The sequence below is a fragment of the Flagellimonas algarum genome (assembly GCF_040513375.1).
In the GTDB taxonomy this organism is placed as follows: Bacteria; Bacteroidota; Bacteroidia; order Flavobacteriales; family Flavobacteriaceae; genus Flagellimonas_B; species Flagellimonas_B algarum.
The window spans coordinates 207,083-231,693 of sequence record NZ_JBEVTG010000002.1 but is presented as its reverse complement, the minus strand read 5'-3'; the positions used below and the strand labels follow the sequence as shown (position 1 = coordinate 231,693).

Below are 24,611 nucleotides of genomic sequence, written 5' to 3'. Positions count from 1 at the left end.
TAACTTCTTGGTTATCTTGAAGTCTAATTTCACAACACCATCAAAAAACGACCTAAATGACCTCCCAAAACAATACCCAACGGATTGAGATCATCGATGCTTTACGGGGTTTTGCCCTAGCTGGTATCGTATTCGCCCATATGCTTGAGAATTTTGTGGCTTCCCCGATCCCACAATCCGCTATTGAAGCGATGAGCCCTGGATTTATCGATCAATTGGCCGATGGTATCGTAGCGTTTTTCCTCCGCGGAAAGTTTTTCGCCCTGTTTTCCTTTTTATTCGGACTCAGTTTTTTTATCCAAATGGACAATGGTGCCCAACGAGGTGGCAATTTCGCCCCTCGCTTTTTGTGGCGTTTGGTCTTGTTGTTCGCCATTGGTTTCGTGCATAGCATGTTCTATCGTGGTGATATATTGACCTTGTATGCAGTATTAGGCATTTTCTTGATCCCATTTTTCAAAGTGGGCAACAAATGGATTGTTGCTTTGGCGGCCTTGCTGTTTTTGGGTGTCGGGCGCTATGTGGTGTTCTTTCTTACCCAAGGCAACGGATTGTTCATTTCAGAAGAGTTGACCCCTGACAGCCCTATGGTCGCGGCCTATTTTGAATTATTGCAGAACGGATCGCTATCTGAGGTCATGGCGTCGAACGCCATAGAAGGCAATATCAACAAGGCGGAGTTCCAATTCGGAACCTTCTCAAGGGGTTATTTGACCTTTGCCTTCTTTTTATTGGGGCTATGTATGGGCAGGACCCAGTTCTTCAAAAACTATGCGACAGAAAAGAAATTCACCCAAAACCTTTGGGTCGGTGGACTTATTGTTTTTGCTGTCGCCGTTATCGGCATGATCGCCATCTTTGCGAGTATGGGCCCCAATGTCGACTTTAAGTCTTGGCCGGCCATGATCGGTTTGACCTTCTTCGATCTAATGAATTTGGGCATGACGGTTTTGATCGTGGCTTTCTTCGTCATTTTCTATAAAAAGGCGAAAGGCCAACGATGGTTGGCCAAGTTCATCCCGTATGGCAAAATGGCCTTGACCAATTATGTAGCCCAAAGCATTCTCGGAACCTTTATATTCTTCGGGTGGGGTTTGGGTTATTTGGCCGAAATACCGCAGCGCTACGTGTTCTTGATGGCGATATTTGTCGTGGCGGTGCAAATGTGGTTGAGTGCCCTTTGGCTCAAGCACTTTCGTTATGGCCCCTTGGAATGGCTCTGGAGAAGCCTCACATTTTTCAAACGGTTTCCGCTAAAAAGTTAATCCTTACAAGCGGCTGATGTAACCGCCATAGAGGTCTTTGAACTGCATTCCTTCTTGAAAACGATGCTTGCTCAATTTTTTATGGGCCACCAAGCCCCAAAGCAAGAACTCTTTGAAAAAGTCTTTGTCCTCATCGGAAACGTTTTCCCCAAATTCGTTGACTAGGCTGTTCAACGGTCGGATCTTGGCCAATTTTCGTTGGTAATCCGCATCATCATCGGCATCCAACAATTCGAACCCTTCTTGATCGAAGAACCAAGCCACCAAGTCATCATAGGGGGTTACGGCATCTTTCTTTTCCAGTTTTCCGATTTTTGGAAAATAGGTTGGAAAAAGGGAAGTGATGGCCGATTCCAACAAAGTGTCGGCAACGAAAGCCGCTCCTTCCTGTTCGCCTTCATAAACCAGTTCGATCTTACCGGTTATCGCAGGTATGATCCCCATGAAATCGGTCAGGCGAACCGTGGTCGAGGCACTCCCCAGGGTCAGCATACGCCGCTCGGCGGTGCTGAGAAGATTTTCATAGGCCGTGATGCTCATTCGCGCACTAACCCCGCTTTTCGCGTCGACATATTCGCTGTTTCGCGCTTCGAAACCGATCTGCTCCAAAAGATCCATGGCTAATTCCGGAACATGGATATGTGCGCTCTGGCGTTGGTCAAGATCCGCTTCCTGCTTGGTGATTTTTTTGGCAATGGCCACTGACTCCGGATAATGGGTCAGGATCTGCGATCCTATACGATCTTTCAAAGGGGTTACGATGCTCCCCCGATTCGTATAGTCTTCAGGATTGGCGGTAAAAACGAATTGGACATCAAGGGGCAAGCGCAATTTAAAACCACGGATCTGGATATCCCCTTCTTGAAGGATATTGAACAAAGCCACCTGGATCCTAGCTTGTAAATCCGGAAGTTCATTGATAACGAAAATACATCGGTTTGCCCGGGGGATCATCCCGAAATGGATGACCCGGTCATCGGCATAGCTCAATTTCAGGTTCGCCGCTTTGATCGGATCCACATCGCCGATCAAATCGGCAACGGTTACATCCGGTGTGGCCAACTTTTCGTAGAAACGTTCATCGCGATGTAGCCAGGAAATCGGGGTTTTATCGCCCATTTCGGCCAGACGTTCTTTGGCAAAGCGACTCATAGGCGCGAAGGGATCATCGTGGATTTCGGAACCTTCAACATATGGAATGTACTCGTCCAACAAATTGACCATCAGGCGGGCCAAACGGGTTTTCGCCTGTCCGCGCAACCCGAGTAGATTGATGTTATGGCGTGAGAGTATCGCGCGTTCCAATTCAGGGATTACGGAATCTTCATAGCCCCATATTCCTGTGAATACCGTTTCCTTTGCCTTGATTTTTTCAATCAGGTTGTCGCGCAATTCATCTTTGATGCTTTTCGAACGATAGCCCGTTTCCTTGAGTGCTCCTAGGGTCGTTATTTTTTTTATTTCCAAAGTCATAGTGGTTTTATCGACCGGATTCATTGGAAGGGAATCATGCCTTCGCTTTCCGGGTTATTTGATGCGTTTTTTTCTATTGTTCTCGTAATCTTCGAATATCATTTCACCCAACCCCTTCAAGCCGGTATAAAAGGCTTTACCGCGGTTCGCCTGGGTAAACTCCCTAACGAACTGCATCAAATACGGATCTTGGGCGATCATGAAGGTAGTGATGGGTATATGCAACTTACGGGCCTGGGCCGCCATGTTGTAGCACTTTTCCACAATGTAATCGTCAAGACCGACACTGTTCTTGTAATAATCACCATTCGGTAAGCGTAAACAACTCGGTTTGCCATCGGTGATCATGAAAATCTGTTTGTTCGTATTCCTTTTTCTCCGTAGCATATCCATAGCCAATTGCAGTCCGGCGACCGTATTGGTATGGTAAGGCCCTACTTTAAGATAGGGCAGTTCCTTTATGGCAATGGGCCAGGCATCGTTGCCGAATACCAGAATATCAAGGGTGTCTTTCGGATAGCGGGTCGTGATCAATTCGGCCAAGGCCATGGCCACTTTTTTAGCGGGTGTGATCCGGTCTTCACCGTAGAGGATCATACTATGACTGATGTCGATCATCAATACGGTACTCATCTGGGCCTTGAATTCGGTGTCTTCTACGACCAAATCCGATTCATTGAGTGAAAACTCCCCTACTCCATGGTTGATTTGGGCGTTTTTCAAACTCTCGGTCATCGAAATACGGTCTAGCGTATCACCGAATCGGTATTCCCGGAATTCGCCGGAATGTTCATCACCTTGGCCTAATTTACCCGTCTTGTGGTTTCCTGAACCACTGCGCTTTATTTTTCCAAAAATCTGATCCAGGGCCCGCTTGCGCAATAGTTGCTCTAACTTGGCGGTGATGCTTATCTTGCCTCCATTTCCATCGCCCTCTTCCCCTTCGTCTTCCGCTTCGCCCGGTTCACCTCCCCCATCTTCGAATTCTTCACGAACGTATCCTTTGCGTTTGAGGTCTTCGATAAAATCATCGATGGTGTACGCGTCATCGGTCAGTTCATATTCCACGTCCAATTGTCGCAACCAATCAATCGCTTCGTCGAAATCCCCCGAAGTATGGGTAATCAGTTCTTGAAAGATCTCAAAAAGTTTCTCAAACGGGGATTGATCGGGAGCTTCGTAAGGGGTAAAACGAAATCCTTTTTTCAGTTCCATAGCCATTTGTTAAAATTACGGCATTCCTGACAGTGAAAAAATCTTTTAAGAAAAGTTAACGTTGGCTACTTTTGAACCATGCATCCGCTCCTACAAGGCTTTTATGAAACCCCGCCACTTTGGACGAACTCCCAATTCGGACTGGAGCAATTCGATTTCCCGGAAATCCAGTTAGAACAAGAAGACGGGTTCGAGCCAAAAGAAGGGCTCCGATTGGGGCACCAAATGGAAGGGGTCTTCGAGTGGTTGCTTGAAAAAAGCGGTCGATATGGGCTCTTGGCATCGAACCTATTGGTCGAAGAAGGGAAAATCAGGGTCGGGGAACTCGATTTTATCGTTAAGGAACAGGCTACGGAAGCCGTTTTCCATGTTGAACTGGCTTTTAAGTTCTATCTGATCGATTCCAGCATTTCGGAACCGATTTACCGATTGGTCGGGCCGAACAAAAAAGACATGTTCTTTACGAAATTGGAAAAACTGAAGTCCAAACAGTTTCCACTGCGTTCCCATCCTAGTCTGACCGACCTTTGGCCGCGTCTTGATGTGGCTTTGGAGGATGTCGTCTCGCGTTGTTGTTTTAAGGCCCAGCTTTTTGAGCCCTATTCGGGGCCGGTTTCCATACGACCGCTCAACACTTCATGCATCCTTGGGCAATGGATTACTTTTGAGGATTTTGAGACCAATTCATTTCGATCTGCCAAGTACTACATCCCGTATAAGAGCGAATGGCCACTTCGACCCCATTCAGCAGTAGTTTGGATGACCCATTTCGAAGCTTTGATGGAGGTCAATATCCGGATGGTCAAAAAGCAATCGCCGCTACTTTGGGTCAAGGATTCCGATGGCGGATTGTCCAAACTCTTCGTGGTTTGGTGGTAGGGCCCACAACGTATTCCATATAGCGACCTGTCGCATGCGACAAAAAAAGCCTCCCTTTCGGAAGGCTTTAGCAATCAATCTACAATCAACCTAACGCTTAAAAATGTAGCGTGTTATGAAAATTCCGTTAGCGTCTCCCTTTCCAGCGGCACTTTCGACCGCACTGGTAACGAAGACCAATTCCCAACCATCAGCGACCATGGCATTGATCTTTGATGTAATCAAAGCGTCGTTCGCCGCAATGTTCTGAAAGCGGATTCCGCCCAGATTAAAAAAGTTCAGCAGTTTGGTTTCTTCAAAATTCTTGACCCGTATCTCACTTCTACTTGATTTGTTCCGGGTGTTGTCTTCTTCGGTCTGCACACTGGTATAGGCTTGGTAATCCTTTTCCTCGTTTGCCGAAATGATCCGTGAACGTCCCAATCCACTGGGAATTATCGATTCGACACTAGTGATCACCTTGAATTCTTGAGCCATGCTGGGTACCGTGGCGGTTATGGCCAAAACCGCTGTTAAGAAGATTCGTTTCATTTGCATTTTCGTTTTGTTTTTATCAAAGACAGTAGTACTTGCTGTCGGGTTGCACCATGATTTATAATGGTTGCGATTTTGAGAATATTTTAACATCAATGTGGTAAAATGTCGGGCGCTAGCAACCCGACACCTTCACACATCGATCCTAATACCAATGAAGTTCAATCAGCAACAAAGGTGTAACTGGCCTTGTCGACTTCGGTTACCCGAAAATACCCGAACGCATACCGATCAGGGTCGGTTTCATTGACGCAGTTTCCTCGCACGGCTACTGGGGTGGTCTCGAATATTCCCACGCCACCCAATTGCTCAGCGATGATCTTAATATAATCATAGTAGTCCCTTGAAATCCCGATCATTTCGATATCCACGATATCACCGGCTTCGAATGGAGGAACGTCGTCTTCGTCTTCGATCTCATACCACCAGTCGATTTCATTGCCGTTCACGAATTCGTCTTCAGCAACTTCGATATCAGGGAGCAAATCGCCACGCCTTTGAAAGCGGAACAGATAGTTGTCGCCTTCGGTAATCGGATCGGTAAACAACACATGCACTTCGAGGATCTCTTCATCGAAACCATCGGCCCGGTCTTGAAAAACATCGGTAATCTCGGTAACCGGCGTCATGGTTTCCGTTGCCGAGTACACCTCGCCGGCATAGGTGACACGTAAGGTATAGGAGTCACCGATGACCGGGTTGAAACTGTTGGTCCTATAGGTGCCGTTTTGCATATCGGCAAAGAGGAACAATTCCCCACTATCGTTGTTCGTGACTTGGACGGTCGCCCCGACCACATCTGTAAAACCATCCTCATCGAAAAAGGGAGAGGAGGTCCGTAATGCAATGGTCTGAACAGTACCACTGGTGCCCTTTTCCCAATCCAGCGAGGCTTCGATAACCAGTCGTTCCGGTCCGGTTTGGACTTCGACATCGACTACGTCGGTACAGGAATAGATGGTCAACAAGAGTATCGGGAGTATGCGAATTATCTTTTTCATCGGATTAAAATTTGAAGTTATACGTCAATGAGGGTACAATACCGAAAATGGCGGTGCGTGTGGCTTCGTTCGCCCCTGTTTCAGTGTTTTGACCGAATGAGATCGAAGCGGCGTTCTTTCTGTGGTACAGATTATAGATGCTGAGTACCCATTCGCCTTTAAAGCGTTTGTTCTGGTATTTCTTGGGTTTGTAGGTGGCCGATACATCGACCCTATGATAAGCGGGCAAGCGATCCGAATTACGCGGGGCATAGCTTGCAATGGAGAGTCCTTCATATTGGTATTGCCCGTTTGGATAGGTCACGGGACGGCCGGTCTGAAAGACCATATTGGCACCGAACGACCATTGTTCGTTGTACCGATAGGCCGTAGTCAAAGAAATATCATGGGTGCGGTCAAAAAAGGTGTTGTACCAGTCCCCATTGTTGATTCCCGGGCCACCGGCGGCACCACCCAAGGTACGTTGTTCGGATTTTGAAAGGGTGTAGGCCAACCAACCTGTTAGATCACCTTCGTTTTTCCGCAACAAAAATTCCAGTCCATAGGCCCGCATTTCCCCATTCAATATTTCGGTCTCAATGGTGTTTTGCCCAATCAACTCGGAACCATCGATGTAGTCGATACGATTGTCGACGGTTTTGTAATAGGCTTCAAGTTCCAACGAATACTCCTTGTCCTTAAAGTTTCGAAAATAGCCGATGGCATATTGGTTCGAGAGTTGGGGTTCGATAAATGGGCCACTTGGGGTCCACACATCCAAGGGGGTTACCGAAGAAGTATTGGACAACAAATGGATGTATTGGGCCGCCCTTGAAAATCCGGCTTTGATCGAGGCATTTTCGTTCAATAGGTAGGCCAGCGAAATCCGGGGTTCGAAATTTCCAAAATCGGTTATGGTGGCGCTTCTGGCAAATTCGGTTTCACCGATGGCCTCCCCCCTTTGGTAAATGCCGAGTTCCTCATTGTAGACTACAGGCAATCCATTGGCGTAATCGGTAATGGGTTGGCCTCCCAAACGGGTAAACGTACTGTATCGCAAGCCGTATTGGGCCGTTAAACGATCGGTCAATTTATGTTCCGCATTGAGGTAGGCCCCGCTCTCGAAGGCCCGCTTTTGGTCTAAGGACAAAGGATTGATCGGCGAGGAATCCGAAGTGGGACGTATCTGCCCGGGATCGAAATCGTAATAAATACCATTCAAGCCGAAATCAAGACTAAACCGATCGTTCACATAATATTTCAAATCGTATTTCAAGTTGTAATTGGTGATCGAAGAGATCCATTCAAAATCGTCTTGATCGAAATTCAGGTCATAGTCGTAGCGACTTACGATGGCCGATAGGTTTGAAAACAATCGATCGTTGAAAATGTGGTTCCATCGTAGGTTGCCCGACCCGTTGCCATAGCTGTTCTCGAAGATACCGGCGAAGTCAAAAGCATCGCGACCGAAATATCCACTTAGATACAGTTTGTTATTCCGGTTGATGCTGTAATTGGTCTTTAAATTCAAATCGTAAAAGGAAACCCGATTGTCTTCACCCGCGGCAGCCAATATCAGGTCGACATAAGAGCGACGGCCCGCAATCAAAAACGACCCCTTATCACCAAAAAGTGGCCCTTCGGCCGTCAGTCGGCTAGATATCAATCCAATGCCACCGGTCATTGCGAATCGCTTCCGATTCCCATCTTTTTGACGAATATCAAGCACCGAGGAAACCCGTCCTCCAAAACGTGCAGGAATCCCGCCTTTATATAACTTGACGTCTTTGATGGCATCCGCATTGAAAACCGAGAAGAAACCGAACATGTGGGAGGTATTGTAGATAATGGCCTCGTCGAGTAACACCAAGTTCTGGTCTTGGGCCCCACCTCGTACATGGAAACCACCGGTACCTTCCCCATTGTTGGTGACCCCTGGTAAGAGCTGTAGCGATTTCAACACATCGACCTCACCCAACACCACCGGGGTTTGCTTGATGGTACCGACATTCAATTTGACCACGCTCATCTCGGGTTTTCGCAGAATGGCCCTTTCCGGTTCTTCGGCGGTGACGACCACTTCTTCCAAGGCGGTTGAAAATTCGATGACTTCAATGTCTTTTTTTAAATCTTGATCAAGGGTAATGGTAAGGTTCACATCGTTATACCCCATGTACGAAATGTTCAGCACATACTCCCCTTCAGGTGCGGTAATGGAATAAAACCCGTATTCGTTGGTCACCCCGCCGATCGTGGTACCTGTTAAGAACACCGTGGCCCCAAAAAGACTTTCCCCATTGCTTTTGTCGGTAATCGTGCCACTAATGGTGTGGTTTTGCTGCGCATAGGCTTGGGAAGCCATGATACATAGCAGCAATCCGGTCATCCACTTGCTGAACCACAAGGGAATTTTCGTTCGTTTGTTGTCCATTTTTTGATTTTAGATGGTTGTAAAAAAGTTTCACCACCATAGACAGCTTCGAAATTCGAAGGTTGCATCTTCAGCATTTTTTTGTCATTTCCGATGAAAAATCAAATTTCCATGCAACCCCTTACTTTTGTGGCTGTCTTTAGCAATAGCAACGCAAACCATTTCCGTTGGAAACCGACATTCGCTTCACACATCAACATCTGGTCGAGCAGTGCAAGACCGGCAATAGTAGCGCACAGTATGAACTGTATTCGCGTTATGTCGATGCTATGTACAATGTCGGAATGCGGTTTTTGGGAAATAAGGAAGATGCAGAGGATATCGTTCAAGAAAGTTTTATCGATGCCTTTAAAAAACTGCACAGTTTCAAGTATGAAAGCAGTTTCGGGGCCTGGTTGAAACGAATCGTTATCAATAAGAGCATCAACCACTTGCGTTTGAAAAAAGTACCGTTAGTCCCAATGGAAAAGCATGAGTTCCATTTGGAGGAGGAAACCCCGGTCGAAGCCGAGGCGGTTACCATCGAGAAGGTACGGCAGGGCATTGCCAAATTGCCGGAGGGGTACCAACAGATCATCAACCTCTATTTGATTGAGGGTTACGACCATGTGGAAATTAGCGAGGTTTTAGGAATTACGACCAGTACTTCCAAATCGCAATACCACAGGGCGAAGAAAAAATTATTGGAAATCTTACAACGCTTGTAATGGACAATTTTGAAAAACACATTCGGGAGCAAGCAGGGCAATTTGACACCCATAAGGCCGACAAGGAGAAAATGTGGGCTGCGATTTCACAAGCCATAGAACGACCTGAACCCAGAGTCATCCCGCTTTGGAAACGCCCCATGGCCCAGATTGCAGCCGGTATCGCCATTCTCTTTGGAATCGGGGCCTTTACGGCTTTATCGATATATAACGAAAGTCCTGCCCAAACGCAATTCGTTTCAAAGGAACTTTTGGAAATCGACATGCATTATCAGGGTTTGGTGTCGTACCAGGTACGATTGGTACAAAACAGTCCGCATTTATCAGCGTCGGACAAAACGGAATTCTTGGCATTTATGGATGAGCTGGATGCCGAGTACGCCTTGTTGCGTGAAGAGATGCGTAACAATTTGGATAATGAGCGCGTATTGGAAGCCATCGTGGCCAACTACAAACAGCGCATAGCACTAATTGAGAATTTATTGCAACAGATCAACGCAACAAAAAATAACGAAGGGAATTATGGATACACTTTATAAACCAATCCTGTGGACGGCCTTTGTACTCTTTTCGGTACAACTTGGTTGGGCACAGGAGCGCGTGTCTAAGACGATCGAAAAGGAATACCCCTTGGATATGGACGGTGAATTGATGGTCGAGAACAAATACGGTTCGCTGACTTTGACCGGATGGGAACAAAACCGAGTTGCCATTAAGATCGATGTTAAGGTCAACCATAGAAAATATGATACGGCCAAATCATTACTTTCTCGAATCGAAGCCGAAATCAAGACCAGCAGTGGCTATGTTTCGGTGGTCTCCAAGATCGAAAACAAAAATACGGGCTGGTTGGCTGATTTTTTCAATCGCAACAACCCCATCGATGTGGACCGGAGCCGTGTACAGATCGACTACGAGATTTTCTTGCCGAAAAAGGCCAAGTTGCGGGTCACCAATCGTTTCGGCGATGTGTTCCTTGAAGATTGGAGTGGCGAATTACGTGCCTTGGTCGAACATGGGGATCTTTGGATCAACGATGACCTGGGCAAGGCGGATGTGATTTTGAAATTTGGCAAAGTAAAGGCGAGGAACCTGGATTATGCCAGCCTGAACCTTAAGAATGGTGAGTTGGATATGGCCGATTCAAAAAGTCTTCGATTGAACAGTAGCGGTACCGAGATCAGCTTGGGTGAAATCGGTGCCCTTGAAATCTATTCGAACAAGGATGGTATCGGTGTGGACGCGGTAGGAAGCATTTATGGAAATTTAAAATTCACCACCTTGGCGATAGAACGACTTGATAAGGAGGTAGATCTCGAACTGAAAATCGCGGATTTGATGGTGCGCAACATTTCAGGACCGGATACCGAGATCGCCATCAATCAAGAATCTTCGGATATTGATTTGAACGTAACCGGTTTTTCGCATCGATTCGACGCTACCCTAGAACAAGGGGTCGTGCGGTTACCGCGAAGTTTCGAGAATGTTGAATCACAACTCTTGGATAAAAGCAAGAAGCTTCGCGAAATCAAAGCGACCTTCGGCGCCATGAAAACAGGACGCGTTTCGATCAAAGGGGTCAAGGGCATCGTAACCTTGAACGATTAAAATCGGCGGCTATGCAACCTTTACCCTCCTGTGTTGTCTTTAAAAGTAATCAATCAAAACAGAGCTTAAACATGTACCATTTCAAAACGCAATTCCTTTTTCTAACCTTGTTGACCAGTTTGATAATGCAAGCCCAAGATGATGATGACTACATCACCTTCAATGACCGTAGTAACGTCGTACATGGGGTATATGTGGGCATCGGATTAGGCTATGGTGAAATCGAAGGGGAAGACACCTACATCGGAACGTTCAAAGTGGCCTATGTGGCCAACCAACAATTCGAAGTCGGTTTTTTAGCTAGAGGACTCTATTCGCGACAGGATGTCTTCAACCCACAATCAGGACAGAATGACGATCTGTTCGCAGGGTATGCAGGGTTTCATCTCGAACCCATTCTTTTCGGAAAATCATTGGTCAGTCTCTCTTTTCCGCTCTTCATCGGTGGTGGTGCCGTTGGGTATGCCGATCGCGAAACGATCGAAAGTGACGAATTCGATCCGGATGAGGATGACCTCGATGCCATCTTCGTCGTCGAACCTGGTGTCAGTGCCTTGTTCAACATATCGCGATATGCCCAACTTGAAGCAGGGGTCAGGTATCGGTTTTCCAGTAAGATCGAATTGACCGATAGCCCTATCGATCGCATTAATGGGTTTTCGGCCGGGATTGGTATCAAACTCGGAATTTTCAATATGGGACGAAACCGATACAAAAAACAGCTGGATTGATGGATAAGCAACCCTTCGAAGAACGACAACCGATTTTGACCCGCCGTGTGTACTGTGATTCAAATCTTGTTTTCGCTAAAGACGATGATGAAAACTGGATGCCAATAGCCATTAATTGGGTCACCGTCGGCGACATCCAACACCTTTGAAGTACCCATGCTTATACATCCCATACCAATGAAGCCATAGGGCACTTGAATCACGGAAACGGGTTCATTGGGGTATTGGGCTGCTATTGTATATCACCTTCTTGATTTTCAAATGCCCCCCTACCCTTTCAAACACAAAGAGGTTCTTGGTTTTGAACCGCATTGCCGCACCCCCATCATTGGGATAAAAATGCCCTGAGACGCCCCCGCGCATGAGCACCAGTCCCCCCAAATTTTCCACTTCATCGATGTGATGTTCCATAACTACCTTTCCGTAGGATCTTTGCGTCTGCAAATACGTACCAAGTGCCTTTTTGCCTAAGATTACTTCAGCATCAGGGGCCATATGAACGACCTGTTCATGGTATACTTCCAATTGCTGGGCAATCGGAACGGTATGATCGTCAAGAACTGCCAAAACCCTTTCGATCTCTGTGCGTGTGCTGCTATCGCTTTGTGATATGCGAATGAAGTTTCCTTCATAAAATAGTCCGGTGGGGCTATCGTTTTGATCATACTGTACGGACTTCATATGATACTCATCGGCAGACAGCCATCTGTAGTGGTAAACCCTATAGGTGCCTTTTGGTTCCCCTTCGAAGGTGATTCTTAAGGTGACATCCCCATCTTTGGAAATACTTCCATGACCTACACCTGCCCGAACGGTTCCGAAACTTGACAAATGATCGACCGCCCCGGTGATGGGATTGTAGGACCAATAAATCTGCCCGTTGGGGGCCGGACCATCGATGATCGACAGCAAGCTGTTAGCCGTATTCAAGGCGGTTGTTACCGTATGATGCCCTTTAATTTGGATCGTATCGGTCGTACCGCCCCAATTATGGATCCAACGATTTTTTTTGAGGGTCCACTCGCCTACGAATTTCCGGAACGGGTTTTCGGAAAGGAGGGTGTCCGTACGATGTTGTTCGTATTGAATGTGCTTCATTTGTCCTTGACTTAAATAGCAACACAAACAGCAAAGTGTTATCAAGAAATTTTTCATGGATTTTTAGATTTTGGTGGCATGCTGTGATTGATCATTTGTCGGTATATTTCGACTTGTCCGTCTGCCCTTTTACGGAATACGGATAGCCCTTTTCCACGGATATAGTAAGCCTCGTTTTCATAGGTCCATTCTACATAATATTCCCCGAATTTTAGGGCGTGACTATCCAGTTCGATGATGCGCACGGCCTTGGTCATTAACGAATCCCTTGTCACCGAAGGATCGTAGTGGTCTCGGTAGTAGTCTAAAATACGGGTCTTACCGATATATGGTGGGTCATAATAGGTCATATAGACGGCATCGTCGGCATAGGGCTCGGTTTGCTTATTGGCATTCCCTTTGAGTACGGCATCATAGGCTTTGAGACGGATGTATTCTATGGCCCTAGACCATTCCGTTGGTTTGATTTCAAAACTTGGCGATTCCGAAACGGGTTTTTCAAATACCAATTGCGTGGCCTCCATATACTTGGAAGCGCCCCAAATGTGTGCGATGATAATCGGTGTGTCGCCTTCCATCCTCCAAAAAGTCAAGTACTTACCATCGTAATCAATAGGAGTTTCATTTACTGTTTTGTAACGATGCTTGTAGGTCCCCAATTCAACAACATAAGTATCATATTGCTGTATTTCAAAAGGATGCTTTTCAAAGTGGACGGTTTCAGTAGCTAAAAACAAATCTTCAAAATAACCACGAATCCTGGCTTGACCTTGCAGCATAGGCGCGTATTCAGGCAAAAGGATCGATTCTTCGATGAACATGGAGACCAAAGCCTGGGTATCTTTACCCTCCATGGCCAAAGCAAAGCATTCACTTTGGGCCTGAACGGCGGGGACATTTCCTCGTATTCCACTGAAAAAGAACAGACATATGCTAAGAATCGTTACATGTTTCATAGCCATTACTCTTGATAGGGTTGGATGATTTCATGCAGCGTGGCCCAACCGGTCGGGCTGGCTTCAAAACGTTTTAGTACGAGTAAGGTCCGGCCTCGGAAAACGAAGGGCGGATCCCCGTTTTTGGGTATCAGGCGTAGGGCAAACTTCATTTGTTTGATGACCAGATCACCTTCATAAACAAATGCTTCCTCCAATTTTTCATCAAGGAACTCTAGGTTGAAGGAGGCTAAGGTTTCTTCGAGGCCTTGCATGACCGCTTCACGCCCTACCCTAACATTGTCATAGCCCAATGCCTTGATCACCTCAGGATGGTGGTATTTCGCAATGGTCTGCACATCCCCTTTTTTGAAGGCTTCGCGAACGGCTTCACCCGTTGCCGTTATTTGGGCCCTAGCTTCTGCTTCGTCTGACTGCTCTTGTGCCCTTAACCCGAATAAGGGAACAAGGCAGATGATAAAAAAAGCGCATACGTTCTTCTTGATTCTTTTCATGATCGACTCGTTTATTGAGTAAAGGAAATTAAGGTTGCCTACGCCACAAAAAGAGAATGTCGACCGGGCTTGGAAATTTGACAAGGTGTAACTTGAACTTGATTAACGGTATGCCATGCCGCAAGGGAACCAAAATGCAATTTCGTCAATGATTCACTGTCGTTCATCAATAGCCAATACAAGACTTGATCTCGGACGATTCTTTTTGATTACATTTAATTTATAGGGAAGTTCAGCGCATGCAGAAAAGGATTTTATCGTTTATCATTACGTACAAATTGTACCACTTGTTGTTTTGGTTTTTCTACCACTATTTTTGGTGGTCATTGACCAGTGGCAGTGTCGTTGAAGCCACCCAGAACATCTTATATTCCGATTATACCACCAAATTCCTTTTTTATGTCGGCATGCAAGCCTTAGGGGTCTATTTCAATCTGTATTATTTAATACCGAAATTTTTACAACAAGGTAAGGTGTGGGCATATATTCCTTTGCTTCTTGCTACGGTGATTTTCACTTCAGCCGGTATTATCGGTGGGTATTTCGTCAATGCTTGGATCGTCGAACAGCCATTCGAGACCCTGTTTTACCTTCCTCCTTCCGATTTTTTCGAACTGTTCAAGAACAATGCCTTACCATCGACTTTGGCCAGTATGACCTTGGCGATGAGTATCAAATTGACGAAGAATTGGATCGCCTCCGAAAAACATCGCAATACGATGGAAAAGGAAAAATTACAAACCGAACTCAAGTTCTTGCGTTCACAGTTCAACCCCCATTTCCTTTTCAATACCATCAATTCCATTTTTGTGCTCATCCATAAAGACCAGGATAAGGCATCGGAGTCCCTAGCGAAGTTTTCGGAGCTCCTTCGCTATCAGCTGTACGAGTGCAATGCCCCTTTTATCAATTTAGGGCATGAGTTGGATTATTTGGAAAACTTCATAGAATTGCAGCACCTGCGTCAAGAGCGGGCGAATTCCGAACTACAGGTAGAAATCGACAAAAACGCTACTGCTGACCTCGTCATTGCCCCCTTTCTTTTAATGCCGTTTATTGAGAATGCCTTTAAACATATTTCCCATCATGCTGATCGGAAAAATTGGATATCCATCCTTTTACGGGTCATTGATGGTAAGGTTCTATTCGAGGTGGCCAACAGCAAAGATAGCCTTGCGGTGAGCCGCGAAGTGGAATACAGTGGCATTGGCTTGGAAAATGTCAAACGCCGATTGGAATTGATCTATCCGAACGCCCACGACTTGACGATTATCAAGGATCATGAAAAACACGAAGTCCGACTAAACATCAATGTAAAAACAGCCGATACACCTAGCACCTTAACCGCCTGATGCGACCGATGAATTGTGTACTTATCGATGATGAACCTTTAGCCCGAGAGGGCTTGGCACACTATATTTCCAAAATTGATTTTTTGAATTTGATAGGAGAAGGAGGAAATCCCACCGATCTTTCGAAATTGGGGCAATCCCAGCCCATTGACCTGATTTTTTTGGACATCCAAATGCCCATTTTGACCGGTATCGAATACCTGAAGTCAACCAAGAACAGGCCAATGATAATCATCACTACGGCCTACCCCAGTTATGCGTTGGAAGGATTTGAACTGGATGTTTTGGACTATATGGTCAAACCAGTTACGTTCGAACGTTTTTTTAAAGGGGTCACCAAAGCTCGGGAGTATTTTGAATTGGGGCAGCAAACGATCCCAACATTCAACAAAGCCGATGCAGCCTATTTTTTTGTCAAATGCGATTCGATTTACGAAAAAATCAGTTTTGACGCGATCGAATACGTGCAAGCCATGCAAAATTATGTGGTCATCCACACCAAGGATCGAAAATATATGCCCTTATTGACCATGAAACGCATCGAGGCCTTGCTTGCCCCTAAGGGCTTTCTACGGGTTCATAAATCGTATTTGGTGGCGATCGACAAAATTACATCCGTCGAAAAAGCGAAACTGAAATTGGGTTCGGTTGAAATCCCCATCAGTCGTAACTATAGGGACAAGCTGCATCAAACCGTTCTCAATCGATCGCTCTTTAAGAAATGAGTTCCGTTATTCGTGTCTGGATTTCAATACATCGACCACGGTGTCAAGACGGTAGCCTTTGGCCTGTAATAAAATCAGATAATGGAACAATAAATCGGCACTTTCGTTCAAGAAAAGCTCCTCATTATCGTCTTTGGCTTCGATAACGGTCTCTACCGCTTCTTCGCCGACCTTTTGGGCGATTTTATTGATCCCTTTTCGGAACAGGGAAGCCACATAGCTTTTTTCATCTTCCGAATTGGCTTTGCGTGAGGCGATAACCGACTCCAATTCAGTTAAGAATCCATAAGAAGCTTCGTTGGGTTCTCCCCAACAGGTTCCTGTGCCCAAATGGCATGTCGGTCCTTTCGGGTGGGCCAAAACCAATACGGCATCTTGGTCACAATCGACTTTGATGTCGACCAACTCCAAGAAATTACCACTGGTCTCCCCTTTGGTCCATAAGCGTTGCTTGCTTCTGCTAAAAAAGGTAACCTGCTTGGTTTCCATCGTTTTGGCGTAGGCGGCTTCATCCATATAGCCGAGCATAAGCACCTTCATGGTCGTTGCATCCTGAACGATGGTGGCCACCAATCCATTGCCGTTTTTGTCAAAATCTATTGTCATATGCGCATAGGAATCCCTTCCGAGTTTAATTGTTGTTTCAATACGTTTATTTCGATCTCTTTAAAGTGGAAAACACTGGCCGCCAAGGCAGCATCGGCCCCTCCTGCTTTAAAGGTATCACTGAAGTGGCTTATTTTTCCTGCTCCACCGGATGCAATCACCGGAATCCGGAGTGTTTTCGAAAGTTGAGCCAAAGCCGTATTGGCAAAACCGTTTTTGGTGCCGTCATGATCCATGCTGGTGAACAAGATCTCCCCTGCCCCGCGATCTTGCACCTCTTTCGCCCAATCGAACAAATCGATGTCGGTAGCTACCTTTCCGCCCACCAAATGCACCTTCCAGTTCCCGTTGACTTGTTTGGCATCGATAGCCACGACGATACATTGTGAACCGAATTTGGCGACCAGTTCATCAATCAGTTGCGGTCGTTTTACCGCAGCGGAATTGATAGAAACCTTATCCGCTCCATTCTTGAGAAGGATATCCACATCGGCGACCGAAGCGATACCACCCCCGACGGTAAACGGAATATTCAATTTTTCGGCAACCCGGTAGACCAGATCCGCCAAGGTTTTCCTGCGTTGTTCCGTAGCCGAAATGTCTAGGAATACCAGTTCGTCGGCCCCCTCATCGGCATAGCGTTGCGCTAATTCGACCGGGTCACCTGCGTCTCTAAGGGCAACGAAATTGACCCCTTTCACGGTTCGGCCGTCTTTGATATCGAGACAGGGTATGATTCTCTTTGTCAGCATGATTATAGTGTCCTTAAAAGCTGTTCAGGACCGTATTTTAGTTATTCGTTTTTCGTATTCAAATCATGGCCGTCGTAAAAGCCAAGTGGGGTGTCTTTCAACTGTTTGATCCAAAACGCAATTTGACCGGTATGGTAGGAAAAATGTTCTACCACATGGATTATATTCCCGATTCCTGAAAAGTCGAATCCTTGCACTTTGCGATGGGCCAACAAGCGTTCCGTATCGGTGTTCGAAAACGTGGCTTTGACTTCAGCGACCGTTTCCCGCAACTGTTGCAACAGTTCGGCTTTGGTCATACCATCTTCTTGATGAAACTCCGCGTCACGGTCCCGTCTATCGGCTTGATCCTTTAACGAATCGATCCCATATTGGGTCATATTTCCGCAAAGGTGCAAAATCAAATTCCCCAAACTATTCAGCGAACTATTGGGGCGCTGCCAAACCTGGGTCTCATCGATTTTTTCCATGGCAATTTCGATCATTCGTACACTTTCATCCATTCTGTAACAACAGTTGGTGATGAATTCCTTTTGAAATTCGGTCAGCTTATCCATGGTTTATGATATAGGTTTCCAGTGCTTTCAGACTGATGCGTTCTTCGTATATGGCTTTACCGATAATCACCCCTTCGCATCCGGTTTGGGCTAGTTTTGGCAGCTCGTCAATGGAAGAAATGCCCCCGCTTGCAATCAGGTTGATCCCATTTTCAACGTGATCGACAACACCGCTACCCCCAATTTCGGTTCGGGTCACTTGGGTTTCCCTTAAAATCTCACCGTAAAGCTCGAATGCAGGTCCGGCCAGCATCCCATCCTTTGAAATATCGGTACAAATGACATTCTTAATGCCCTTTTTTTGGAACTTTTTGATGAACGGAATCAATTTCATTTCGGAAGCTTCCTGCCATCCCGAAACTGCGATGAAGCCATTGTCGGCATCGGCACCAAGAATGATCTTTTCGGGACCGAAACGTTCGAGCCATCCCAAAAAGGTAGCCTCGTCCTTTACGGCTATGCTTCCACCGGTCACTTGTTGGGCCCCGCTTTCAAAAGCTATGCGCAGGTCTTCATCGCTTTTCAAGCCCCCTCCAAAATCAATTTTTAAATTGGTTTTGCCCACCAAGGTTTCCAAAATACGGTGATTGACGATATGCTTGGATTTTGCCCCATCCAAATCGACAAGATGTAAATGGGAGATTCCGTGACCTTCAAATCGTTTGGCCATCTCCAACGGATCGTCACTGTACACTTTTTTAGAATCGTAATCGCCTTTTGTTAAACGAACACACTTCCCATCGATGATATCAATTGCGGGTATGATTCTCATTTCATATTGTCTTTAAACATCCATGTATCAGGGTCTTCAATCGTTTCAAAGCCAAATTTGCGATAGAGTGCTTGGGCATCCTTGGTTCGAAGACCAAAACCGTTGACTTGCTGTAGATCGGGGTGCTCCATCACATGACGGATTAGGGTCTTGCCAAGGCCCTGATCGGTATACCCTGGTGAAATGAAGACGTCCATCAACCAGGCGAACACCACAAAGTCCGTAGCTACCCTTGCGAATCCTATTTGGGATCCATCGGGTGTATACATTCCAAAACATAGGGAATGGGCCATGGCCGTTTCTACTTGAGTCTTCGTTCTCCCCTTTGACCAATAGGCAGTTTGACTCAGATACCGATATACGAAATCGATATCCAATTTATCGGGGTCGGTCGATATTTGGTAGCCGGCTTCCTTCATAACTTCAAGAAATTCGTTAAGATCTCGGCACCATAGGTGCTGGACTTCTCCGGGTGGAATTGTACCCCGTAAAAATTGTCTTTTTGCAAAGCGGCACTATAGGCGAACCCATAGGTGCTTTGGGCTATGGTGTTCTCGGTCAATGGGGCATAATAGCTGTGTACCAAATAAATGTAATCATCCTCTAGCCCTGAGAACAAGGGGGAGCGAAGTTGCTGTATTTTGTTCCATCCGATTTGTGGCACCTTTAAACCGTTGGTAAAACGGACCACATCCGTATCGAAAATACCAAGTCCTTGTGTGGCGCCTTCTTCCGAAGAACGGCACATCAGTTGCATGCCAAGGCAAATGCCCAATACGGGTTGTCGCAGGGTCGGGATGAGGGTATGCAAACCACTTTCATTAAGCTTGCCCATCGCGCTACTGGCTTCGCCAACCCCAGGAAAAATCACCTTGTCGGCTGCTTCGATAGTATGGCGATCGTTGCTCAGTATGGCATGCACGCCCAAACGTTGAAAGGCAAACTTGATGCTTTGAATGTTGCCTGCACCATAGTCGATGATCACTACCTTCATAACATCCCTTTTGTTGACGGTAATACCATTTTTTCAATATCTTGTTTGACCGCCATTTTAATGGCTTTGGCGAAGGCCTTGAAGATGCTCTCTATTTTGTGGTGTTCGTTGTTTCCTTCCACTTTGATGTTCAGATTCGCTTTCGCCCCATCGGTAAAGGATTTAAAGAAGTGGTGAAACATCTCGGTGGGCATGTCGCCGATTTTCTCCCTTTTGAAGTCCGCTTCCCATACCAACCAATTGCGCCCCCCGAAATCTATGGCAACCTGCGCCAGGCAATCGTCCATGGGAAGGCAAAACCCATAGCGTTCAATGCCCAATTTGGTGCCCAGGGCTTCATGGAATACCTCCCCAAGCGCAATTCCGGTATCTTCAATGGTATGGTGTTCATCCACCTCAAGATCCCCCTTGACCGTGATTTCCAAATCCATTTGGCCATGTCGCGCCAATTGATCCAGCATATGATCGAAGAATTTTAAGCCCGTATCGATCTTCGACACCCCCGTGCCGTCGAGATCTAGGGTAATGTCAATATCGGTCTCATGGGTCGTTCTTTTTATTTTTCCTTCACGCTTTGTGCGTTTTAAAAAACTATAAATAGCTTTCCAATCATTGGTTTCCAGCGCGATGTAGGCAGAAAGGTCAGTCTTTGAAGTTGTTATTTCATCGACACCAAAGTGCGTTTCGTCGTTAATAAAGATGCCTTTCGCCCCTAAGTTCTTGGCTAGCTCCATATCGGTCAAGCGATCCCCAATGACGAAGGAGCTTTCCATGTCATATTCCGCTGTCAGAAAATGTGTAAGCAAGCCTGTATTCGGTTTCCGGGTTGGGGCATTGTCTTTGGCAAAGGTTCGATCGATACATATTTCAGAAAACACAACACCTTCACTTTCAAAGCTCTGTACCAAGAAATTTTGTACTGGCCAAAAATCCGCTTCCGGAAAAGAAGGTGTTCCCAAACCATCTTGGTTGGTCACCATGACCAATTCGAAATCCAATTCCTTGGCAATTTTACCCAAGTATGTAAACACTTTAGGATAAAAGACCAACTTTTCGAAGGCATCCAGCTGTTCGTCTTGTGGTTCTTGGGCAAGGGTGCCGTCCCTATCGATGAATAATACCTTTTTAGCCATTGTCCAATTGTTTTAATGCTTCCAATAACAACTTGTTCTCTTCTTTTGTTCCGATGGTAAACCGTAAGGTGTTCTCACATCGGGCATGTGATGACCGATTTCTAACTACAATGCCCAACTTCAACAGTTCATCATAGCGGCGATCGGCATCGTCGACCCGGGCTAGTATGAAATTGGCTTCGGTCGGGAAGGTCTTTTTAACGAACCGCACGGTCTCCAAAGCTTTTGCAAGTTGCTCACGTTCTTCCAAAATGTGTAGCACTTCAGAAGACCTTCGCTGGCTTCGCAACCCTTGCAAGGCCTTGCTTTGTGTTAAAGCGTTGACATTATATGGCGGTTTGATCTTGTTAAGTACTTCGATGATGGCTTTCGATGCAATACAGATACCCAAACGTATGCCTGCCATACCATAGGCTTTCGATAAGGTTTGGGTAACGATCAGATTCGGGTAGTTGTCCAGCTCCATGGTCCATGACGGTTGCTGTGTAAAATCGATGTAAGCCTCATCGATGACCACCAAACCTTGAAATTTTTGAAGCAATTCGGCAACCGTATCCCTATTGAAAACATTACCTGTCGGATTGTTCGGGGAACATAGGAAGAGGATTTTCGTATTGGGGTCTACCCTATTCAATATCGCCTTGACATCGGGTTCAAAGCGTTCATTCAATAAAACTTCCCTGTTCGCTATCGCATTGATGCCCGAAAGCACTTTGTACATGCCATAGGTGGGTGGTAAAGTGATGATATTATCTACATTCGGTTCACAAAACGCCCGAAAAATCAAGTCCAAGACTTCGTCACTTCCATTGCCCAATAACAATTGCCCACTACGGAGGCCACGTTGTTCGGCCAAATACCTTTTCAAATCACGCTGTTGTGGATCTGGGTATCGATTCACACCATTTTCAAAGGGATTTTCGTTAGCATCCAAAAACACCATTTCGGTATCCGCCCCTTTGAATTCATCCCTGGCGGAAGAATACGGTTGCAATCCTTGAACGGAGGGTCTTACCCAAGTATTGATGTCAAATGCCTTCATCCAACTGTTTTAATCGTATACTGACCGCATTCTTATGGGCCTGAAGCCCTTCGGCCGCAGCCATCAATTCAACGCTGTTCCCTATAGCCTTTAGGCCTTCACCGCTGATTTTCTGAAAAGTCATATTCTTCATGAAACTATCCAAATTGACCCCGCTGTATTGTTTGGCGTATCCGTTGGTCGGCAGGGTGTGGTTGGTGCCGGAGGCATAGTCCCCAGCACTTTCAGGGGTATAGTCACCAACAAAGACGGAACCGGCATGCTTGATCCCGTCGAGATAGGTCGATTCGTTTTCAACACAGACGATCAGGTGTTCAGGTCCATAGGCGTTCATCATCGCAATAGCTTCCGAATCGGTCTCCACATAAATAAGCCGGCTATTGCCAATAGCCTGCTTTGCAATTTCCTTGCGTGGTAAGGCTTCGATTTGAACGGCCAATTCTTGGGTAACGGCATCTAGGATCGCTACATCCGTGGTCACTAAAATCACTTGGCTATCGGTGCCGTGTTCGGCCTGACTCAACAGATCGGAAGCAACGAAAGCCGGATTGGCAGTGCGATCCGCCACTACCATCAATTCACTGGGTCCGGCAGGCATATCGATGGCCACCCCGAATCGTGTCGCCCATTGTTTCGCTACGGTCACATATTGGTTGCCCGGGCCAAAGATCTTATCGACCTTCGGTACCGATTCCGTTCCAAGGGTCATGGCGGCAATTGCCTGAATTCCGCCAATCTTGAAAATTCGGGTCACCCCACATTGGATGGCCGTGTATAGTATGGTTGGGTCCAATTCCCCATTCACATTGGGGGGACTACATAACACGATCTCTTCACAACCGGCCAAATTCGCCGGTACGGCCAACATCAGTATGGTTGAGAACAAAGGGGCGGTACCCCCTGGTATGTATAGCCCTACACGTTGTATCGGTCGTTTTTCCTGCCAACACTGAACGCCCGGCATGGTTTCCACTTTCACGGCTTCGGTACGTTGGGCCGCATGGAATTTTTTGATATTCGCTTGCGCCAAGGCGATCGCTTCCTTTAATTCTTGGGATACCTGCTTTTGAGCTGCCTGAACCTCTTCATCACTGACTTCAAACCGTTCCAACGCCACCTTGTCGAATCGCTCCGTATATTTTTTAAGGGTAGCGTCCCCGTTTAAGGCAACCTCATTGAAAATAGTACTGACTACCGGTTCGATATCCGTAAAGGTCTGGGTCGGCCGTTCCAACAAACCAGGCCAATCCGTTCTATTCGGCTTAAGGATCTTTTTCATTACAGTACCATTTTTTCGATAGGACAAACCAAAATCCCTTCCGCTCCTGCCAATTTTAAGGCATCGATGACCTCCCAAAAGGTATCCTTGTTGATCACGGTATGAACCGAACTCCACCCGTCCTGCGCCAAAGGCAAAACGGTCGGGCTGCGCATGCCCGGCAACAATTCAATGACCTTATCGAGACTGGCATCCGGCACGTTCATCAAAACATAGCGGTTTTGGCGTGCTTGCAAAACGGACTGTATGCGAAAGCGGAGTTTGTCAAGGATCGCTTTTCGATCGTCGTCGATTTTGGGTGACACGGCAAGTACGGCTTCGCTTTTCAGCAGTACCGCTACTTCTTTCAAATTGTTCTTGAACAGGGTACTACCACTGGATACGATATCACAAATGGCATCAGAAAGGCCGATGTTCGGAGCGATTTCAACCGATCCATTGATCAAATGGATGTCGGCGTTTACACCCCAGGATTTCAAAAACTTTCGCACCGTATTCGGGTAGGAAGTCGCGATACGTCTGCCTTCGAAATCTTGATGCCCCTCATAAGAGGTCCCTTTCGGAACAGCCATGGAAACCCGGCACTTGGAGAAGCCCAAACGTTCGACGGTCTCGATGTCTTCACCCTTTTCAACCAAAACGTTCTCTCCGATAACCGCGATATCCACTACCCCATCACGGAGGTATTGTGGGATATCACCGTTTCGGAGGTACAACACTTCCATTGGAAAATTTCGGGCTTCAGCCTTCAATTGGTCTTTTCCATTGTCTATGGAAATACCGCAATCCTTGAGGATCCTCAATGAATCTTCGTTAAGTCTTCCACTTTTTTGGACAGCAATCCTAATCTTGCTCATAACACTTGGTACAATCAAAAAACCCGTTTGATTGCTCAAACGGGTTCGGTTATTTTGACATACAAAATATCGTTACCTCGCCTGAGCGATAGTTACGATATGGTGATGTGTCGATACGTTTTTCATTTCGTTGACGAAGTTAAAACATATTTTTTATACAAAAAAGGTTCC

The 24,611-nt window shown here is 46.3% G+C and carries 27 protein-coding genes; 9 read left to right on the top strand and 18 right to left on the bottom strand.

The window, feature by feature from the left end; translation table 11 throughout:
• Positions 1–56: 56 nt before the first annotated feature.
• On the top strand, positions 57–1,265 hold the full coding sequence (locus tag ABV409_RS08260) for a DUF418 domain-containing protein (protein WP_353877107.1): 1,209 nt from the start codon (positions 57–59) through the stop codon (positions 1,263–1,265).
• Between the two features lie 3 nt (positions 1,266–1,268).
• Here ABV409_RS08260 and ABV409_RS08255 read toward each other — a convergent pair whose 3' ends face one another.
• Positions 1,269–2,738, bottom strand: a complete 1,470-nt coding sequence (locus ABV409_RS08255; protein WP_353877106.1) for a magnesium chelatase — start codon at positions 2,736–2,738, stop codon at positions 1,269–1,271.
• 54 nt (positions 2,739–2,792) lie between these two features.
• Positions 2,793–3,959, bottom strand: a complete 1,167-nt coding sequence (locus ABV409_RS08250) for a vWA domain-containing protein (protein ID WP_353877105.1) — start codon at positions 3,957–3,959, stop codon at positions 2,793–2,795.
• Between the two features lie 72 nt (positions 3,960–4,031).
• Between ABV409_RS08250 and ABV409_RS08245 the strand changes: the two genes are divergently transcribed.
• On the top strand, positions 4,032–4,832 hold the full coding sequence (locus ABV409_RS08245) for a DUF1853 family protein (protein ID WP_353877104.1): 801 nt from the start codon (positions 4,032–4,034) through the stop codon (positions 4,830–4,832).
• A 90-nt stretch (positions 4,833–4,922) separates the two neighbouring features.
• Here the strand turns inward: ABV409_RS08245 and ABV409_RS08240 are convergent, their stop codons facing one another.
• The 3 genes from ABV409_RS08240 to ABV409_RS08230 form a co-directional block, all read right to left on the bottom strand.
• Complete coding sequence (locus tag ABV409_RS08240) at positions 4,923–5,363, bottom strand: hypothetical protein (RefSeq protein ID WP_425589999.1); 441 nt, start codon at positions 5,361–5,363, stop codon at positions 4,923–4,925.
• 164 nt (positions 5,364–5,527) lie between these two features.
• The gene (locus ABV409_RS08235) at positions 5,528–6,367 is read right to left on the bottom strand and encodes a DUF4249 family protein (RefSeq protein WP_353877103.1); all 840 of its coding nucleotides are present in this window, start codon (positions 6,365–6,367) and stop codon (positions 5,528–5,530) included.
• Positions 6,368–6,371: 4 nt separating this feature from the next.
• The gene (locus ABV409_RS08230) at positions 6,372–8,777 is read right to left on the bottom strand and encodes a TonB-dependent receptor (RefSeq protein WP_425589998.1); all 2,406 of its coding nucleotides are present in this window, start codon (positions 8,775–8,777) and stop codon (positions 6,372–6,374) included.
• Positions 8,778–8,944: 167 nt separating this feature from the next.
• On the opposite strand from ABV409_RS08230, the gene ABV409_RS08225 reads away from it, so the two are divergent.
• The 5 genes from ABV409_RS08225 to ABV409_RS08205 all read left to right on the top strand — a co-directional run bounded on the left by ABV409_RS08225 (position 8,945) and on the right by ABV409_RS08205 (position 11,972).
• Complete coding sequence (locus ABV409_RS08225; protein WP_353877102.1) at positions 8,945–9,484, top strand: RNA polymerase sigma factor; 540 nt, start codon at positions 8,945–8,947, stop codon at positions 9,482–9,484.
• Positions 9,484–10,023, top strand: a complete 540-nt coding sequence (locus tag ABV409_RS08220) for a hypothetical protein (protein WP_353877101.1) — start codon at positions 9,484–9,486, stop codon at positions 10,021–10,023. The genes ABV409_RS08225 and ABV409_RS08220 overlap by 1 nt, the downstream gene beginning before the upstream one ends.
• Entirely contained in the window at positions 10,007–11,092 is a 1,086-nt protein-coding gene (locus ABV409_RS08215) for a hypothetical protein (RefSeq protein ID WP_353877100.1), read from the top strand. Before ABV409_RS08220 ends, ABV409_RS08215 begins: the two co-directional genes overlap by 17 nt.
• A 71-nt stretch (positions 11,093–11,163) precedes the next feature.
• A complete protein-coding gene (locus ABV409_RS08210) occupies positions 11,164–11,823 on the top strand; it encodes a hypothetical protein (RefSeq protein ID WP_353877099.1) in 660 nt (219 codons plus the stop codon).
• Positions 11,823–11,972 carry a hypothetical protein gene (locus tag ABV409_RS08205; protein ID WP_353877098.1) on the top strand — a complete coding sequence of 50 codons (150 nt, stop codon included), beginning with the start codon at positions 11,823–11,825 and terminating at the stop codon, positions 11,970–11,972. Before ABV409_RS08210 ends, ABV409_RS08205 begins: the two co-directional genes overlap by 1 nt.
• A gap of 64 nt (positions 11,973–12,036) precedes the next feature.
• Here the strand turns inward: ABV409_RS08205 and ABV409_RS08200 are convergent, their stop codons facing one another.
• From ABV409_RS08200 to ABV409_RS08190, 3 genes are read right to left on the bottom strand one after another with little or no spacing between them, the layout of a single operon-like run.
• Positions 12,037–12,921: a hypothetical protein gene (locus ABV409_RS08200; RefSeq protein ID WP_353877097.1), complete on the bottom strand. Its 885-nt coding sequence runs from the start codon at positions 12,919–12,921 to the stop codon at positions 12,037–12,039.
• Positions 12,922–12,974: 53 nt separating this feature from the next.
• Positions 12,975–13,877, bottom strand: a complete 903-nt coding sequence (locus ABV409_RS08195) for a hypothetical protein (protein WP_353877096.1) — start codon at positions 13,875–13,877, stop codon at positions 12,975–12,977.
• Between the two features lie 5 nt (positions 13,878–13,882).
• Positions 13,883–14,371: a YybH family protein gene (locus ABV409_RS08190; RefSeq protein WP_353877095.1), complete on the bottom strand. Its 489-nt coding sequence runs from the start codon at positions 14,369–14,371 to the stop codon at positions 13,883–13,885.
• Positions 14,372–14,610: 239 nt separating this feature from the next.
• Between ABV409_RS08190 and ABV409_RS08185 the strand changes: the two genes are divergently transcribed.
• Together ABV409_RS08185 and ABV409_RS08180 are read left to right on the top strand one after the other, a co-directional pair.
• On the top strand, positions 14,611–15,723 hold the full coding sequence (locus ABV409_RS08185) for a sensor histidine kinase (RefSeq protein WP_353877094.1): 1,113 nt from the start codon (positions 14,611–14,613) through the stop codon (positions 15,721–15,723).
• The gene (locus tag ABV409_RS08180; RefSeq protein WP_353877093.1) at positions 15,723–16,448 is read left to right on the top strand and encodes a LytR/AlgR family response regulator transcription factor; all 726 of its coding nucleotides are present in this window, start codon (positions 15,723–15,725) and stop codon (positions 16,446–16,448) included. Before ABV409_RS08185 ends, ABV409_RS08180 begins: the two co-directional genes overlap by 1 nt.
• A gap of 6 nt (positions 16,449–16,454) precedes the next feature.
• On the opposite strand, the gene hisIE is transcribed toward ABV409_RS08180, so the two are convergent.
• The 10 genes from hisIE to hisG are packed head-to-tail and all read right to left on the bottom strand — an operon-like array spanning position 16,455 to position 24,440.
• Entirely contained in the window at positions 16,455–17,054 is a 600-nt protein-coding gene (gene hisIE / locus ABV409_RS08175; RefSeq protein WP_353877092.1) for a bifunctional phosphoribosyl-AMP cyclohydrolase/phosphoribosyl-ATP diphosphatase HisIE, read from the bottom strand.
• Positions 17,051–17,806, bottom strand: coding sequence for an imidazole glycerol phosphate synthase subunit HisF (gene hisF, locus ABV409_RS08170; RefSeq protein WP_353877091.1), 756 nt, complete (start codon positions 17,804–17,806; stop codon positions 17,051–17,053). The genes hisIE and hisF overlap by 4 nt, the downstream gene beginning before the upstream one ends.
• A gap of 41 nt (positions 17,807–17,847) precedes the next feature.
• The gene (locus tag ABV409_RS08165) at positions 17,848–18,363 is read right to left on the bottom strand and encodes a DinB family protein (RefSeq protein ID WP_353877090.1); all 516 of its coding nucleotides are present in this window, start codon (positions 18,361–18,363) and stop codon (positions 17,848–17,850) included.
• The gene (locus ABV409_RS08160; protein WP_353877089.1) at positions 18,356–19,135 is read right to left on the bottom strand and encodes a 1-(5-phosphoribosyl)-5-[(5-phosphoribosylamino)methylideneamino]imidazole-4-carboxamide isomerase; all 780 of its coding nucleotides are present in this window, start codon (positions 19,133–19,135) and stop codon (positions 18,356–18,358) included. The genes ABV409_RS08165 and ABV409_RS08160 overlap by 8 nt, the downstream gene beginning before the upstream one ends.
• A complete protein-coding gene (locus ABV409_RS08155; RefSeq protein ID WP_353877088.1) occupies positions 19,132–19,554 on the bottom strand; it encodes a GNAT family N-acetyltransferase in 423 nt (140 codons plus the stop codon). Before ABV409_RS08155 ends, ABV409_RS08160 begins: the two co-directional genes overlap by 4 nt.
• Positions 19,551–20,129 carry an imidazole glycerol phosphate synthase subunit HisH gene (gene hisH / locus ABV409_RS08150; protein WP_353877087.1) on the bottom strand — a complete coding sequence of 193 codons (579 nt, stop codon included), beginning with the start codon at positions 20,127–20,129 and terminating at the stop codon, positions 19,551–19,553. Before hisH ends, ABV409_RS08155 begins: the two co-directional genes overlap by 4 nt.
• On the bottom strand, positions 20,126–21,262 hold the full coding sequence (gene hisB / locus ABV409_RS08145; protein ID WP_353877086.1) for a bifunctional histidinol-phosphatase/imidazoleglycerol-phosphate dehydratase HisB: 1,137 nt from the start codon (positions 21,260–21,262) through the stop codon (positions 20,126–20,128). The genes hisH and hisB overlap by 4 nt, the downstream gene beginning before the upstream one ends.
• The gene (gene hisC, locus ABV409_RS08140; RefSeq protein ID WP_353877085.1) at positions 21,255–22,304 is read right to left on the bottom strand and encodes a histidinol-phosphate transaminase; all 1,050 of its coding nucleotides are present in this window, start codon (positions 22,302–22,304) and stop codon (positions 21,255–21,257) included. Before hisC ends, hisB begins: the two co-directional genes overlap by 8 nt.
• Positions 22,291–23,583, bottom strand: a complete 1,293-nt coding sequence (gene hisD / locus ABV409_RS08135; RefSeq protein ID WP_353877084.1) for a histidinol dehydrogenase — start codon at positions 23,581–23,583, stop codon at positions 22,291–22,293. Before hisD ends, hisC begins: the two co-directional genes overlap by 14 nt.
• Entirely contained in the window at positions 23,583–24,440 is an 858-nt protein-coding gene (gene hisG / locus ABV409_RS08130) for an ATP phosphoribosyltransferase (RefSeq protein ID WP_353877083.1), read from the bottom strand. Before hisG ends, hisD begins: the two co-directional genes overlap by 1 nt.
• Positions 24,441–24,611 lie beyond the last annotated feature (171 nt).